This window comes from Chryseobacterium sp. Leaf405 (assembly GCF_001425355.1).
GTDB lineage: Bacteria > Bacteroidota > Bacteroidia > Flavobacteriales > Weeksellaceae > Chryseobacterium.
This window is the reverse complement of the sequence record NZ_LMQN01000005.1, coordinates 1-14,830: the sequence shown is the minus strand read 5'-3', so window position 1 is coordinate 14,830 and position 14,830 is coordinate 1. Positions and strand designations below refer to the sequence as shown.

The following is a 14,830-nucleotide window of genomic DNA, read 5'->3' as shown; positions in this document are numbered from 1 at the left end:
GCAGTAAATATTAAATTTTAATAATATTTTTTTAAAAAAATTGTAGAATAATATAAATAAATCATAATTTTAGCGCTTGAAAAATTTGATATATGAAGAAATTAGCATTATTATTTGCAGGTTTATCATTATTTGTGGCGACGGGATGTAATGACGACGATGAAGTAGTTGTAGAAGCACCAATTGTAGGTGTTTGGCAGCCGATTAAAAAAGTGGTAACAGTAGTTGCAATAGACGAAGACCCTGTTTCAGATGGAATTTCTTTTGATACAGACTGTCAGAAAACTTCAAGATGGACGTTCATTAATGAAACCACTGGAAAAAGAACAGACGTGGGGGATGGTTCTACACCAGGAACTTGTACTCCGACTTTCGACCGAAATTTTACATATACATATGATAAAACAAGCAAAGCGATTCAGGTAAAATATCAGGGAATAGTAGAGCCGGCAACAGGAAAAGTAATCTCGGTTAGTGAAACTTCATTGAATATTATGTTTGAAGATAAAACAGATCCTACCGAATTTCATTCTGAAACTTTTACACTTAAAAGAATTCAGTAACACATTCTGAATAATCAATACAATATATAAATCTCATCTTAGGATGGGATTTTTTATTTCATATATTTAATTTAAAATTAAATTTCCATTTCTTTTAAATTCATTATTTTTGTGAAAATTAGAATTGAAATTAAAAATTCTAACATCTAACATCTAATATCTATAAAAAAGTGTTTTACGATCATCAGCAGATAGAAAAAAAGTGGCAGAAATACTGGGAAGACAATCAAACGTATAAAACTTCCAATAACACAGACAAACCGAAATTTTATGTTCTCGATATGTTTCCGTATCCTTCAGGTGCAGGGCTTCACGTAGGTCACCCGCTGGGATATATTGCATCAGATATTTATGCGAGATACAAAAGACATCAGGGTTTCAATGTGCTTCATCCGGTTGGCTACGACAGTTTCGGACTTCCTGCTGAGCAGTATGCAATTCAGACAGGAACACATCCTGCGATTACAACTGAGCAAAACATTACAAGATACGAAGAGCAGCTAAGAAAAATTGGTTTCTCTTTCGACTGGAGCAGAGAAGTAAGAACTTCCGATGCTTCTTATTATAAATGGACACAATGGATTTTCATTGAATTGTTTCATTCCTGGTATAATAAAAATACAGACAAGGCAGAATCTATTTCAACTTTAATTCAGCACTTTGAAGAAAAAGGAACAGAAGGATTAAATGCCAATCAAAATGACGAATTACATTTTACTTCAGAAGAATGGAAAACTGCTTCTGAAATGGATAAGGAAGATATTCTTTTAAATTACCGCTTAGCATACAGAGCGGAAACAACGGTGAACTGGTGTCCTGCTTTAGGAACAGTTCTGGCAAACGACGAAGTAAAAGACGGAAAATCTGAAAGAGGAGGTTTCCCTGTTTTTCAGAAGAAAATGATGCAGTGGAGCATGAGAATTTCTGCATATTCCGAAAGATTATTGCAAGGTTTAAAAACATTGGACTGGCCTCAGCCTTTGAAAGATTCTCAGGAGTATTGGATTGGAAAATCTCAGGGAGCGCAGGTGAAATTTAATGTGGATGGTCATAACGAAATCGTTGAGGTTTTCACAACGAGACCTGACACTATTTTTGGGGCAACTTTTATGGTACTAGCTCCGGAAAATCCTTTAGTGGAAACAATTACTACAGCCGAACAAAAAGCTGAGGTAGACAGCTATATTGAAGAAACTTCCAAGAAAACCGAAAGAGACAGAATGTCTGACGTGAAAAACGTTTCAGGTGCTTTCACAGGGAGTTATGCGGTTAATCCTTTCAGCAATGAAAAGATGCCGATTTATATTTCAGATTATGTATTGATGGGTTACGGAACGGGAGCTGTAATGGCTGTTCCTGCACATGATGAGCGTGATCACAGGTTTGCGAAGAAATTTAATTTAGAAATTAAAAAAGTTGTAGAAACAGAAGAAGACGTTCAGGAAAAATCTTTTGATTCTAAAACAAGTACTTGCGTAAATTCTGATTTCTTAAACGGATTTACTTACGATGAAGCGAAAGCATTAATTATTACTGCGATTGAGAAAAAAGGAATTGGTCAGGGAACAACAAATTACAGACAGCGTGATGCGATTTTTTCAAGACAACGTTATTGGGGCGAGCCGGTTCCTATATATTATAAGGATGGAATGCCATACACGTTGCCAACTTCCGCTTTGCCATTGGAACTTCCTGAAGTTGAAAAATATTTGCCAACCGAAGATGGAGATCCGCCATTGGGAAACTCTAAAACGTTTGCTTGGGACGAGGCGAATCAAAAAGTTGTTGCGACAGATTTAATTAATGATAAAACGGTATTTCCTTTAGAATTATCTACAATGCCGGGTTGGGCGGGAAGCTCATGGTATTTCCTTAGATACATGGATCCTAATAATGGTGAGGTTTTTGCTGATAAAAAATTGTCAGATTATTGGGGACAGGTAGATTTATATATCGGAGGAAGCGAGCACGCAACCGGTCATTTATTATATTCCCGTTTTTGGAATATGTTCTTAAAAGACAGAGGATATATTACTCATGATGAACCTTTCCAAAAGTTGATCAATCAGGGGATGATTCTGGGGATGAGTGCTTATGTATATAGAATTGATGGGACTAATCAATATGTGTCTAAAAATTTAGCAAGTGAATATAAGACTCAGCAAATTCATATTGATGTATCATTATTAAAAGGAACATCAGATGAATTGGATACTGAAGCTTTCAAATCTTGGAGACCAGATTATGCAAACGCAGAATTTATTTTGGAAGACGGAAAATACATAACAGACCGTGAAGTAGAAAAAATGTCTAAGTCTAAATACAATGTTGTAAATCCTGATGATATCTGTGAAGAATACGGAGCTGATGGGTTGAGATTGTATGAAATGTTCTTAGGTCCATTAGAACAATCAAAGCCTTGGAACACTCAAGGTTTGAGTGGAGTTTACGGTTTCCTGAAAAAATTCTGGAATTTATATTTCAATGGTGAGGTTTTTGAAGTGTCAGAAGAAGAGCCGACGAAAGCAGAATATAAAGTGTTGCATACTTTAATAAAGAAAGTAGTTTATGACATCGAAAACTTTTCTTTTAATACATCTGTATCATCATTTATGATTGCTGTAAATGAATTACAAAAAATAAAATGTAACAAACGCAATATTTTAGAACCGTTAGCCGTTATCATTTCTCCATATGCGCCACACATCTGTGAAGAGCTGTGGAGTTTATTAGGACATAATATGTCTATTGAATTCGAGAAATTCCCTTTATTGAACGAGGATTATCTGGTAGAAGACGAAATATTGTATCCTGTAAGCGTAAATGGTAAAATGAAGTTTAAGATTTCGCTTTCTGCACAGTTTTCTGCAAAAGAAGTGGAAGAATTAGTGCTTCAGGATGAGAAAATGGTACAGATTTTAGAAGGGAACGCACCGAAAAAAATCATTGTAGTGCCTCACAGAATCGTGAATATAGTAATTTAAATAAAAATTAACATTGGTAATTTTAAAAAAATCAACGGGTAATTTTTTTGATTTTTTAACGTAATTGGTAAAATTGAAGAAAATTTTTAAAAATTTGAAAAATAATTATAATATCGAAATTGTATTAAATTTTCTTTACCAAAAAAAAGCAAAATGTTTATTTAAGACTCTTGCATTTTAATTAATTTTGCCTTTAATTTACACCCTGTAAAATTTTAAAACAATATAATTTAGTTAAATATGGAAATGAATGTTTCAAAAAATGATGAGCAAGTAATTGCTAGAAAGGCGGGAGGTCTAAACCCTGCTATAATTATTCCTATTCTATTAGTTATAGGAATTTGTATTTGGTTATTCGTATTGGGTAACCCAGGTAATTTTAAAGCTGATCCTAGGCTAACAGGAGGTTCAGTAGCTTTTGCAGATGTAGAAGGAAAAGATTTACATCCTGAAGGTTTCATGGGAATGATCTACATGGGAGGTATTATTGTACCATTATTGGTAACATTCATGATTACTGTAATCGTTTTCTCAATTGAAAGATATTTCGTTTTAGGGAAAGCATCAGGGGCAGGAAACGTTGACAACTTCGTTGTAACTATCAGAGGTTTGTTAAATCAAAACAAAGTTGATGAGGCTTTAGAAGAATGCGACAGACAACAAGGTTCTGTTGGTAACGTAGTAAAAGAAGGTCTTACTACATACAAAGCTTTATCTCACGATACAACTCTTAACAAAGAGCAAAAAATGGTAGCGCTTAACAAAGCGATTGAAGAGGCTACTACTCTTGAGATGCCAATGTTAGAGAAAAACATGATGATTCTTTCTACATTAGGTACAGTTGCAACATTGGTAGCACTATTAGGTACTGTAATTGGTATGATTAGAGCGTTCTTCGCTTTAGGAGCTAGTGGTGGTACACCTGATGCTGCTGCATTATCAATCGGTATTTCTGAAGCATTGATTAATACTGCATTAGGTATTGGTACTTCAGCTGTAGCAATTATCCTTTATAACTTCTTTACTTCTAAAATTGACGGATTGACTTATAAGATCGATGAGATCGCAATGAGCATTCAGCAGTCTTTTGCAGAATTTCACTAAGAATTAAAGTGAATCTGTGTTTTTACACAAAAAGAAGTTTATAAATTAATTAGATAATAAATAATGGCGAGAATAAAACCAAAAAGACATGGGGTAGTTACGGATATGACCGCAATGTGCGACGTTACGTTCCTACTGCTTACATTCTTTATCATGACCACTCAGTTCAAGAAGCCTGATGTGGAGCAGATCAAACCGCCATCTTCAATCTCAGAGAAATTACTTCCTGATGCGAGCTTAATGACTATTAATGCTACACCAGATGGAAAATTTTATTTCCAGCCGGTAGAAAACGCAACAGAAAGATTAGAGCTTTTAGATAATATGGGAAAAAAGTATGGTATTACTTTTGACAATAATCAAAAAGCTGCTTTTCAAAGAGTTCAGACAATTGGGGTTCCTATGAATCAACTTAGAAGCTATCTTTCTATGTCTGAAGATGAGCAGAAGAATTTTAAAAGTCCAAAAGGTATTCCTATGGACAGTACAGATAAGCAGTTAGTAGACTGGGTAAAAGAAAGTTTAAACGTAAATCCTGAATACAAGTTAGCGATTAAAGGAGACGTTACAACTGAATATCCGAAGGTTAAAAGCTTATTTGAGGGTTTAAGAGATATTGATTTTCTTAAATTTTGGTTGATAACGTCACAAGAAGGTAAACCTAACGAATAACAAGAGAAGAAATGGCAGAAGTACAGGTACAGGAAAAAGGCGGCAAAGGCGGCAAGGTACGGTCCAAGAAGAATAATCCCCGAGTTGATATGACTCCGATGGTGGATTTGAATTTCTTGCTATTGATGTTCTTTATGTTTACGTCAACGTTTAGCAAACCGAATGTGATGGATTTAGGTCTTCCGGGAAAACCAAAACCGAATGACCCGATTCCTGAAAAGACAGAAATCAAGCTTTCTAATTCAATTTCTCTATTATTAGGAAAAAACAATAGAATTTTTTGGCATCAAGAAGATAATACATCTTTAAATGACGAAAATTTGAAAGAAACATCTTTTGATAGAGAAGGAATAAGAAAGATTATTGAGCAAGCAAAAGCAGGTGCGGCAGATAAAGACAAGTTTACTGTTATTATCAAGCCTACTGACGATGCAGTATATAAAAACTTTGTAGATATTCTTGATGAGATGGCTATTACCAAAAGCGAAAGATACGGTGTTACCGATGTTAAGCCTTGGGAAAAAGCAATCTATGAAAGAAAAATAGGGAATTCGGCTGCTGCCGCACCTGCAACAAAGTAATTTAATTATTAAATTTGCAATACAATGGCAGATGAAAATGTTTACAGTCGAAATCTTACATTAGATGAGATTGTATTTGAAAATAGAAATAAAGAATATGGTGCATATGATATCAGACATCAGTATCCTAGATTACTGACCAAGTCTTTTATCATTGGTACTTCTATATTTTTATTGCTGGCTTTATCTCCTCTTATTTACTTAACGATTAAAAATCTTAATGCTGAAAAGCAAGTAGAAGTTAAGGCAGATCTGGTTGATATTATTCAGGAAGATAAAATTGTAGAACCACCTAAAGAAGAAGAACCGCCACCACCACCGCCACCAAAAGTGGAAGAGAAAATTGAAATTATTCAAAATGTGGTTCCAGAACCGGTAAAGGCTCCGAAAATTGAAACTCCGCCACCACCAATTTCTAAGCAATTAGAAACAACAACAGGTGTAGTGAACCAGGAAGGTGTAAAAGCTCCGGCTTACACACCGCCGCCGCCACCGCCATCAAGTGGTAAAGGTACTGCTGTTGAACTTAAACCTCAGGTAAGTGATACTCAGGTATATACGGAGGTAGAGCAAACTGCTGAATTCCCGGGAGGTATCAATGCATTTAGAAACAAAGTATCTAGTAACTTTGATGGTTCTGCGATGAATGGTGATGAAGGTACAGTAAAAACAGAAATCACTTTCGTAGTTGAAAGAGATGGAAGTATTACTGACGTTAAGGCAAACGGAAAGAATGCAGACTTCAATTCTGAAGCGATGAGAACTATCAAGTCTATTAAAAATAAATGGACTCCGGCTAAAATTAACGGACAATCTGTACGTTACCGATTCAGATTACCTTTAACAATGAATTTTGAAGGATAATAATATTTTATCTTTAAATAATAATTAAAAAAGAGAAGCTTATGCTTCTCTTTTTATTTTTTTTGGTATTTTTGTTATATGATGTTCAATTGGTTATCCCTGGTTGCAGGAATTTGTTACGTTGTTTTAGGTATCGTAATGATGATTTATAAATTCATCGAACCTATCTACGCTTACTCATTAGGAACTGTATTAATTCTTTATGGTATTTTTAGAATATGGAGAGTTATTTTTAAATTTAGAAATACTGAAGAAGATGAAGAATAGTAACAATCTCCTATTATTTTTCCTGGCTTTACTTATGGTAAACTGTTCAAAAAAGACAGAATCAAAAGATTCTTATAATAAAGGAGAAATGACCATTTTGACCGATGAATCATTTAAAAGTGTCACTGAGGCTTTAGCAGAAGGCTATATGATCAGTTATCCTGAAACTAAAATTAATGTTCAAACTAAAAAAGAAGATTTAGGATTTCTTGATTTGCTTAACAATAAAGCAAGACTTGTCGTGATGTCTAAAGAACTGTCTCCTGAAGAAATTAAAGCCTACGAATCTAAAGTAGATTTAAAATTTATTCCAGCAAAATTTGCAGCTGATGCAGTGGTTTTCTTTGTTCCTAAAGATTCTGAAAAATCCAGTATTACGATGGAAGAAATTAAGGAAGGATTACAATCTGAAGATAAAAATTTTGTCTTTGACGGTACTAATTCTAGTAACTTAAATTTTGTTGCTCAAAAGCTTAAAAAACAACCTAAAGTTCTTAAGTTTTCAGTTATTTCCGGCAGTACAAACGTTATTGAGGAACTAAATAAATATCCGAATAAAATCGGTGTCATAGGTTTAAATACAATTAGCCGACCATACGATAAAGAAACGGAGAAATTAAGAGACATGATCAAAATTCTTCCGATTATAAGTAATGGTAAATCTTATTTACCTGACTCTGATGGTCTAAGAGAAATGAAATATCCTTTTACAAGAGTTCTGTATTTCTTAGCCAATGAAGGCAATTTCAATATTGCTAGTGGTTTTATAAGATACTCATGTACTCACTTGGGGCAGAAGATTGTACAGAAAGAAGGTTTACAGCCTTACAACATCTATGGAAGAGAAGTTGAAATGCGTTAAAATATATTAAATTAATCCTTTAACCAAAATAAATATAGTATTTTGGTCTGATAATTGTCTATAATATACTCGAATTTAGATTAAGAAAATATAAAATGAAAGATATAATGAATATGAATGTAAAGAAGATTGCTTTTGGAGCGGCAGTGGTATTTTTTACCAACTTTGCCTTTGCGCAAACGGTACAGGATGGTATTAACAGTATTGACAGTGACAAATTTGCTCAGGCAAAAACCAATTTTACGAACATGATTGCTTCAGCGCCTACGGCTGAAAATTATTTTTACTTAGGAAATACATTTTTAAAACAAAGTGAGCCTGATTTTGCTTCAGCAACAGATAATTTTAACAAAGGTCTCGCTGCTGATAAAAAAAGTTATTTGAACCAGATTGGTTTAGCTGCTGTAAAACTTGGAAAAGGAGATAAAAATGCAGTTGCGGAAATTCAGAAGATTGTAACTGATTCTAGAGAAAAAGATGCAGAAGTTTTGTTCAGAGCTGCAGAAGCTTTAACATTATTTGAAAAAAATAATTCACCTGATTTGGCGATTCAATTTTTAAATAAAGCCATTGAAAGAGCTGAGAGAAAAGGTGTTCCTGCTTATTACTATTATACTCTTGGGGATGCTTACAGACTAAAAAGAATTCCCGGAGATGCAATGTCAGCATATGACAAAGCACTTCCTTTAGCTAAAAATAAAGCTTCGGTATATACAAGAATTGGTACTTTGTGGATGGCTGCTCAACAATGGCAACAAGCCAAAACGAGCATAGAAAAAGCAATTGCTACAGATCCTTCTTATGCACCGGCTTATAAAGCAATGGCTGCTTATGACATCAGATATCAACAAAATGCCAAGGCAACTCAAGATCTTATCAACTATACAAAATATGCTGATGAAGATCCATATACACAATTAGAAATTTCTAAATTATATTTTACCAACGAAGATTATGCAAACTCTAAGCAGGTTTTAGATAAGATCTTTGATAAAATTAATGATCCGATTAAATTCAAATTAAGAGCTTACCAAGCTTATGCTGATGGAAATTATGCCGAAGCAAAACAAAATTTGGATAGCTTTACTTCTAAAGCAGAGCAGACAAGATTATTGCCTGCTGACCAAGGTTTACAAGGTCTGATCGCTGCAGGTTTAGCTAAAACTGAAAAAGATGCTGCTAAAAAAGCGGCTCTAATGGCTGAAGCACAACAAAAAATAGCGATTGCTAAAAGTGCGAAAGACGAAACGATGAAATGGGATATGGAATTGGCAAAAATCGCTGGTGGAGGAGCTTCTCAGGCTGATGTTGATGCAGGACCGACTAACCCTACAATCGAGGGATTGAAGAAGCAAGTGGCTGCAAATGCTCAGGATACAGATGCATTATTCAAGCTGGCAACTGCATATCAGGATGCTAAGAACTGGAATGGGGCAATTGCTACATGGCAGAAAATGAGTACAATTCTTCCTGATTGGGCACCTGCTTATTATAGTTTAGGATATTCTTACCAACAAGGTGGAAATAACGATGCTGCTAAAATTGCTTACGAAAAATATATCAGTACGGTAAAACCTGCTGAAGTGGAGGCAAACAAACAGACATTGGCGTACGCATATTTTGCAGTAGCCTATTTATCGAAAGATTCTGATGCTGCTAAAGCTAAAGATTATGTTGCAAAATCTGTTCAGTTAGATCCTACTTACCAGGATGCTGTAAAATTAAATGCAGAAATCAATAAGTAATTTAAAATTTAAATTATAGATATTAAAACTTCCCATTCGTAATGTTTGGGAAGTTTTTGTTTTAAATCTTATCTTTGGAAATATGAAAACAGATGTATTAGCTTTTGGAGCTCATCCTGACGATGTAGAGCTCGGATGTGGCGGAACAATTGCCAAATTAATTTCAGAAGGAAAAACATGTGTTATTGTTGATCTTACCAAAGGGGAACTTGGGACAAGAGGAACCGATGAAACAAGAAGAGTGGAAGCAGGTAATTCTGCAAAAATTCTTGGAGTAGCCTCCAGAGAAAATCTTGAAATGAAAGACGGCTTTCTTGAAAATTCTGAAGAATATCAAATGAGGATTGTAAAAATGATTCGCAGATACCGCCCGGAAATTGTCTTAGCGAACGCCATTGATGATAGACATCCAGATCATGCAAAAGGAGCGAAATTAGTATCAGATGCGTGCTTTTTGGCCGGACTGAGAAAAATTGAAACAGTTTTGGATGGAGAAAATCAGGAAGTGTGGAGACCGAAGCAAGTTTTTCATTATATCCAATGGAAAAATATCGAGCCGGAATTTGTAATTGATATATCAGAACACCTTGATAAAAAACTCGAAGCTTGTATGGCATTCAAAACTCAGTTTTATGATCCGACTTCTAAAGAGCCTGAAACCCCAATTACCTCAAAAGACTTTTATGAGAGCTTAACGTACAGAGCGCAAGATTTAGGTCGTTTATCAGGAGTTGCTTATGCTGAGGGGTTTACATCAGAAAAATTAATTGCTTTGAAAAATTTTGATGGAATTGTTTGGTAATTAAAAATTCTTTCCTATATTTGCACCACCAAAAACGGTGATTGTAGCTCAGTTGGTTAGAGCGCCGGATTGTGGTTCCGGAGGTCGGGGGTTCGAGACCCCTCATTCACCCACATTTAAACACATTTTCATATATTGAGAATGTGTTTTTTTATTTGTTTTAATTCAAGATTTGAAGCAAATTATTAATAATAATCAGGCATAAAAAAAGCACCTTTTTTCAGATGCTTGTGTTTTTAGATATTCTTTTTGATTAAACTTCGTCGTCAGAATCAATTGTAAATGATTTGCTTTTGAAGTCTTTGTCATGCTTTTCGGATATTACATCCTCACCCTTTTCGTTAATGATGAAATCTGTGGATTCATTAAACATCTCCTGAAAACTCTTAAAATCTTCCTTGTAAAGATAAATTTTGTGTTTCTCAAATGTAGCTTCTCCATTCTCTCCGAAATTTTTCTTACTTTCTGTAATCGTAAGATAATAATCTCCTGCTTTCGTCTCGCGCACATCAAAGAAATAAGTTCTTCTCCCTGCTTTTAACACCTTAGTGAAAATTTCATTTTCATGGCGTTCCTTGTATTCACTCATTGTTAGATATTTTTTTTAATCTTGTTAAGAACAAATATAAAAGTTTTCTTTTAATCACAAAATTTTTTTTATGATTTATTTAACATTTGTGAATAAATTTGCTATGCAGTTACAGAATTGGCAATTTCGGTTAGATTAATTATCTTATCTGCTCTCTGAGCGCTAGACTCTCTATGTGTGATGATTACGGATGTCGCATTACGTATTTTACGATCGATATTTTCCAGAATATTTTGTTCGGTTTCAGTATCCAGAGCAGACAAAGAATCATCAAAAATGATAATATTTGGGTTCTTTATTAAAGCTCTGGCAATACAAATTCGCTGCTTCTGACCTCCCGAAAGCATCACCCCGCGTTCGCCCACCATGGTATTGTACTGTTCTTTAAACTCAACAATGTTTTTATCGACGTCTGCAATTTTAGAATATTCAACAACTTTTGAGTGGGAAGGATTATCGATGGCAAAACCAATATTATTTTCAATAGAATCTGAGAAAAGATAGCTTTCCTGTGGGATATATCCGATAAAATTTCTGTAATTTGTTAAATTATGTTCTTTAAGATTTTTACCGTCAATTAAAATTTCACCTTCAGTCGGATCAATTAATCGACATAATAATAAAGCAATCGTAGACTTTCCACTTCCGGTTTTTCCCATAATGGCTAAAGATTCTCCTGCTTTCAGTTTAAAACTTAAATTATCTAAAGCTTTGATTCCCGTATTTGGATAAACGTATGATACATTTCTGAATTCGATATCACCTTTAATCTCATATGTATCAAAGTTTTTGTTCACAATATCAGATTTCTTATCCATGAATTCATTAATCCTCTGCATAGAAGCTTCCGCTCTTTGATTAACAGAAGTTACCCAACCTACCATTGAAAAAGGGAAAATCAGTGTATTGATATACATGAAGAAATCTGCAATTTTACCGATGCTTAATTCTCCGTTAATATATTTTTGTCCGCCAATTAGAATCACAGCAACATTCAATAATCCGATTACGAATATAATAATCGTGAAGAAGTACGCTTCAGTTTTTGCCAAATCAAGAGCTTTGTTCTGGTAATCGGTGACTTTTACGCTGTAATTTTTTTTAATATAATTTTCTCTTGCAAAAAATTTCACCACACGAATTCCTGAGAAACTATCCTGTACAAAAGTTGAAATCGCAGATTGGCTTTTTTGCATAATCTTCGATTTTTGATTAATAATCGAACTTACTTTATAAATGGCATATGATAAAATCGGAAGTGGCAATAATGTCCAAAGTGTCATCGATGCATCGGTTTTTATCATATAAATTGCGGTGATCACCACTAAGACGATCAAATTGGCAACATACATCACGCCAGGCCCTAAATACATTCTTACTGCTACGACATCTTCGCTTAGCCTGTTCATTAAATCTCCGATTGTTGTCTGCTTATAATCTGTTAAAGATAAATCCTGATAATGTCTGTAGATTTTATTTTTTAATTCATATTCAATTCTTCTTGATGCCACAATAATGGTCTGTCGCATCATAAAGGTGAAAAATCCGGTTAATAAAGAGCAGCCAACAATAATAGCAACATAAATTAAAACCTGATTGTTAAAACCCAGATTTCCATTTTTGGTAAGTTCGTCTACAGATTTTCCGACAAACTGAACTTTAAATATATTGAAAAAATTACTCGTGATGATGAATAGTACCCCCCAAAATAATAATATTTTGTGCTTCCAGAAATAGGGGTTTAGGGTTTTTAGCGCTTTCATAAAGTTTTACAAAATTACAAAAATGTGATCACATATAGAATTTCATCAATTTTAAATTTTGTATCTTTGCGCCCATAAAAAGCTCTTTGAATGTTAGGAAGACGACAAATCCGTGAAAAAGTAGTACAAACTGTGTATTCTTACGAACAGAATCCCATAAAGTTTGATGTTTTAGAGAAAAATATGTTTGCCGGGATAGAGAAAATCTATCATCTGTATATGTATCAGATTAATTTCTTGGTTTCTCTTAAACAACTGGCAGAAAACCAGATCGAGATAGGGAAAAACAAATATCTTAAGTCTGATTCTGATATTAATCCTAACCAAAAATTCATCAATAATCAAGTTTTAATTAAGCTGGAAGAAAATCCTGAGAGATTATTCTTTACAGGTCAGCACAAAGAATTGAAATGGGATCTTCATGATGATTTGTTGGTGAAAACTTTCCAGAGAATGTCTGCCGGGAAGCGTTATCAGGATTTTATGAAAGAAGAAGGATATTCTTTTGAGGAAGATCAGAAATTCATTGGTAAATTATTTTTAAGATATATTGCTGAAAATGATGATTTCCATGATTATCTTAGTGATAAAGAACTTTCCTGGTCGGATGATATTCACATTGCCAATTCTATGGTTCAGAAAACAATCGGTTTCTTAAAAGAAGATGAAGAAAGCAGAACTTTAATAAAAATGCTGAAAGATGAAGAAGATAAATCTTTCGCCATGAAATTATTGAGAAATACGCTGGACAGCTGGGAAAGTAACGAAAAGAAACTGCAGGAGAGATTAGAAAACTGGGATCTAGATAGAGTTTCTCTAATGGATAAAGTTATTTTATCATCTGCTATTGCTGAGCTGGACAATTTTCCTTTTACCCCTTCAAGAGTTATTATTAATGAATATATCGAGATTGCAAAAGTATTTGCGACAGATCGTTCCAATATTTTCATTAACGGGATTTTAGATAAATACTGTAAAGATTTAAACAGAATATAAAATATTTTAATATGAAAAAGACGTTATCAATTATCGCTTTATCAATTATAGGCTTAGGTCTGGTTTCTTGTAAAAAAGAAAATAAGGAAGCTGCTGCGGGTGCAGAAGTTGCTAATATTACAGATTCTACTGCCGGAGCTACAAACTTGGCTCCTGCTAATACTAGTGGTGGTGTTTCTGAAGAACCGGCTGCTGCTCCAGTTTCAAACCAACCTTTAACAACAATTGCTCTTTCTGAAAGCAACTTTGATTTTGGAAACATTAAAAAAGGAGATAAAGTACAGCACGTATATGAAGTAACGAATACAGGAACTAATCCTTTGGTAATTTCTGAAGTAAAGCCAGGATGCGGATGTACAGCGCCGGATTTTACTAAAGAACCAATTTTACCAGGTAAAAAAGGAAAAATTATATTACACTTCGATTCTTCAAATTTCGACGGAAACGTAAGCAAATTTGCAGACGTTTTTGCTAACGTAGAAAAAGCTCCTGTTAAATTAACATTCACTGCTAATATTCAACCATAGTATCATGAATTTATTATCAATTTTTTTACAAGCAACTCCGGGCGGAGGTTCGTCTCCTATGATGTTGATCATGATGGGAGTAATGTTGGTAGGTTTTTATTTTTTAATGATTTTACCTCAACAGAAAAAGCAGAAAAAAGAAAAAGCATTTGTGGAAAGCTTAAAAGTAGGAACAAGAGTTGTGCTTACTTCAGGTCTTCACGGGAGAATTGCTCAGGTTCAGGAGGATGGCTTCGTAATTGAAACATTATCAGGGAAATTGAAATTCGAGAAGGCTGCTGTTTCAAGAGAATTTACTGAAAGCCGTTTTGGTGATAAAGCTAAAACTACTGAAAAAACAGAAGACAAAAAAGAGATCGAAACTGAGAAAAAATAATTTTTTCAGTTTTTAAAATATTTCGTTTCGGCGGGGTGAGCAAAGCTCACCCCGTTATCTGAACCAAACAGGAATTATGAATTTTATTTTATAAATAAAAACAATTCTCAATATCGTAAAGGAATGATTGTTATT

The 14,830-nt window shown here is 34.2% G+C and carries 15 protein-coding genes and 1 tRNA gene; 14 read left to right on the top strand and 2 right to left on the bottom strand.

All coding sequences use genetic code 11. The annotated features are described in order from the left end of the window. The first annotated feature begins 92 nt into the window (after nucleotides 1-92). The 11 genes from ASG22_RS04350 (at nucleotide 93) to ASG22_RS04300 (ending at nucleotide 10,556) form a co-directional block, all read left to right on the top strand. The gene (locus ASG22_RS04350) at nucleotides 93-563 is read left to right on the top strand and encodes a lipocalin family protein (protein WP_055981140.1); all 471 of its coding nucleotides are present in this window, start codon (nucleotides 93-95) and stop codon (nucleotides 561-563) included. 170 nt (nucleotides 564-733) lie between these two features. Then, nucleotides 734-3,547: a leucine--tRNA ligase gene (leuS, locus tag ASG22_RS04345; protein WP_055981137.1), complete on the top strand. Its 2,814-nt coding sequence runs from the start codon at nucleotides 734-736 to the stop codon at nucleotides 3,545-3,547. Nucleotides 3,548-3,787: 240 nt separating this feature from the next. Further along, nucleotides 3,788-4,651, top strand: coding sequence for a MotA/TolQ/ExbB proton channel family protein (locus ASG22_RS04340; protein WP_055981134.1), 864 nt, complete (start codon nucleotides 3,788-3,790; stop codon nucleotides 4,649-4,651). Between the two features lie 63 nt (nucleotides 4,652-4,714). Then, complete coding sequence (locus ASG22_RS04335) at nucleotides 4,715-5,323, top strand: ExbD/TolR family protein (protein ID WP_055981131.1); 609 nt, start codon at nucleotides 4,715-4,717, stop codon at nucleotides 5,321-5,323. Nucleotides 5,324-5,334: 11 nt separating this feature from the next. After that, nucleotides 5,335-5,904, top strand: coding sequence for an ExbD/TolR family protein (locus tag ASG22_RS04330; RefSeq protein WP_055981128.1), 570 nt, complete (start codon nucleotides 5,335-5,337; stop codon nucleotides 5,902-5,904). Nucleotides 5,905-5,928: 24 nt separating this feature from the next. Then, nucleotides 5,929-6,768, top strand: a complete 840-nt coding sequence (locus ASG22_RS04325) for an energy transducer TonB (RefSeq protein WP_055981125.1) — start codon at nucleotides 5,929-5,931, stop codon at nucleotides 6,766-6,768. A gap of 78 nt (nucleotides 6,769-6,846) precedes the next feature. After that, complete coding sequence (locus ASG22_RS04320) at nucleotides 6,847-7,035, top strand: hypothetical protein (protein WP_055981122.1); 189 nt, start codon at nucleotides 6,847-6,849, stop codon at nucleotides 7,033-7,035. Then, nucleotides 7,025-7,897 carry a PstS family phosphate ABC transporter substrate-binding protein gene (locus tag ASG22_RS04315; protein WP_055981118.1) on the top strand — a complete coding sequence of 291 codons (873 nt, stop codon included), beginning with the start codon at nucleotides 7,025-7,027 and terminating at the stop codon, nucleotides 7,895-7,897. Before ASG22_RS04320 ends, ASG22_RS04315 begins: the two co-directional genes overlap by 11 nt. 95 nt (nucleotides 7,898-7,992) lie before the next feature. After that, nucleotides 7,993-9,642, top strand: coding sequence for a tetratricopeptide repeat protein (locus ASG22_RS04310; RefSeq protein ID WP_055981116.1), 1,650 nt, complete (start codon nucleotides 7,993-7,995; stop codon nucleotides 9,640-9,642). 82 nt (nucleotides 9,643-9,724) lie between these two features. Then, entirely contained in the window at nucleotides 9,725-10,444 is a 720-nt protein-coding gene (gene bshB1, locus ASG22_RS04305; protein ID WP_055981112.1) for a bacillithiol biosynthesis deacetylase BshB1, read from the top strand. 36 nt (nucleotides 10,445-10,480) lie between these two features. Beyond that, nucleotides 10,481-10,556, top strand: a tRNA-His gene (locus tag ASG22_RS04300). Nucleotides 10,557-10,697: 141 nt separating this feature from the next. On the opposite strand, the gene ASG22_RS04295 is transcribed toward ASG22_RS04300, so the two are convergent. Together ASG22_RS04295 and ASG22_RS04290 are read right to left on the bottom strand one after the other, a co-directional pair. Further along, nucleotides 10,698-11,033 (bottom strand): DUF3276 family protein, encoded by a 336-nt coding sequence (locus ASG22_RS04295; RefSeq protein ID WP_034701927.1) that lies wholly within the window; start codon nucleotides 11,031-11,033, stop codon nucleotides 10,698-10,700. Between the two features lie 101 nt (nucleotides 11,034-11,134). Then, complete coding sequence (locus ASG22_RS04290; protein WP_055981109.1) at nucleotides 11,135-12,796, bottom strand: ABC transporter ATP-binding protein; 1,662 nt, start codon at nucleotides 12,794-12,796, stop codon at nucleotides 11,135-11,137. Between the two features lie 90 nt (nucleotides 12,797-12,886). Here ASG22_RS04290 and nusB point away from each other — a divergent pair, with 90 nt between their 5' ends. From nusB to yajC, 3 genes are read left to right on the top strand one after another with little or no spacing between them, the layout of a single operon-like run. After that, the gene (nusB, locus tag ASG22_RS04285) at nucleotides 12,887-13,792 is read left to right on the top strand and encodes a transcription antitermination factor NusB (protein WP_055981106.1); all 906 of its coding nucleotides are present in this window, start codon (nucleotides 12,887-12,889) and stop codon (nucleotides 13,790-13,792) included. An 11-nt stretch (nucleotides 13,793-13,803) separates the two neighbouring features. Then, complete coding sequence (locus tag ASG22_RS04280) at nucleotides 13,804-14,319, top strand: DUF1573 domain-containing protein (RefSeq protein WP_055981103.1); 516 nt, start codon at nucleotides 13,804-13,806, stop codon at nucleotides 14,317-14,319. 4 nt (nucleotides 14,320-14,323) lie between these two features. Next, entirely contained in the window at nucleotides 14,324-14,695 is a 372-nt protein-coding gene (gene yajC, locus ASG22_RS04275) for a preprotein translocase subunit YajC (protein WP_055981100.1), read from the top strand. Nucleotides 14,696-14,830 lie beyond the last annotated feature (135 nt).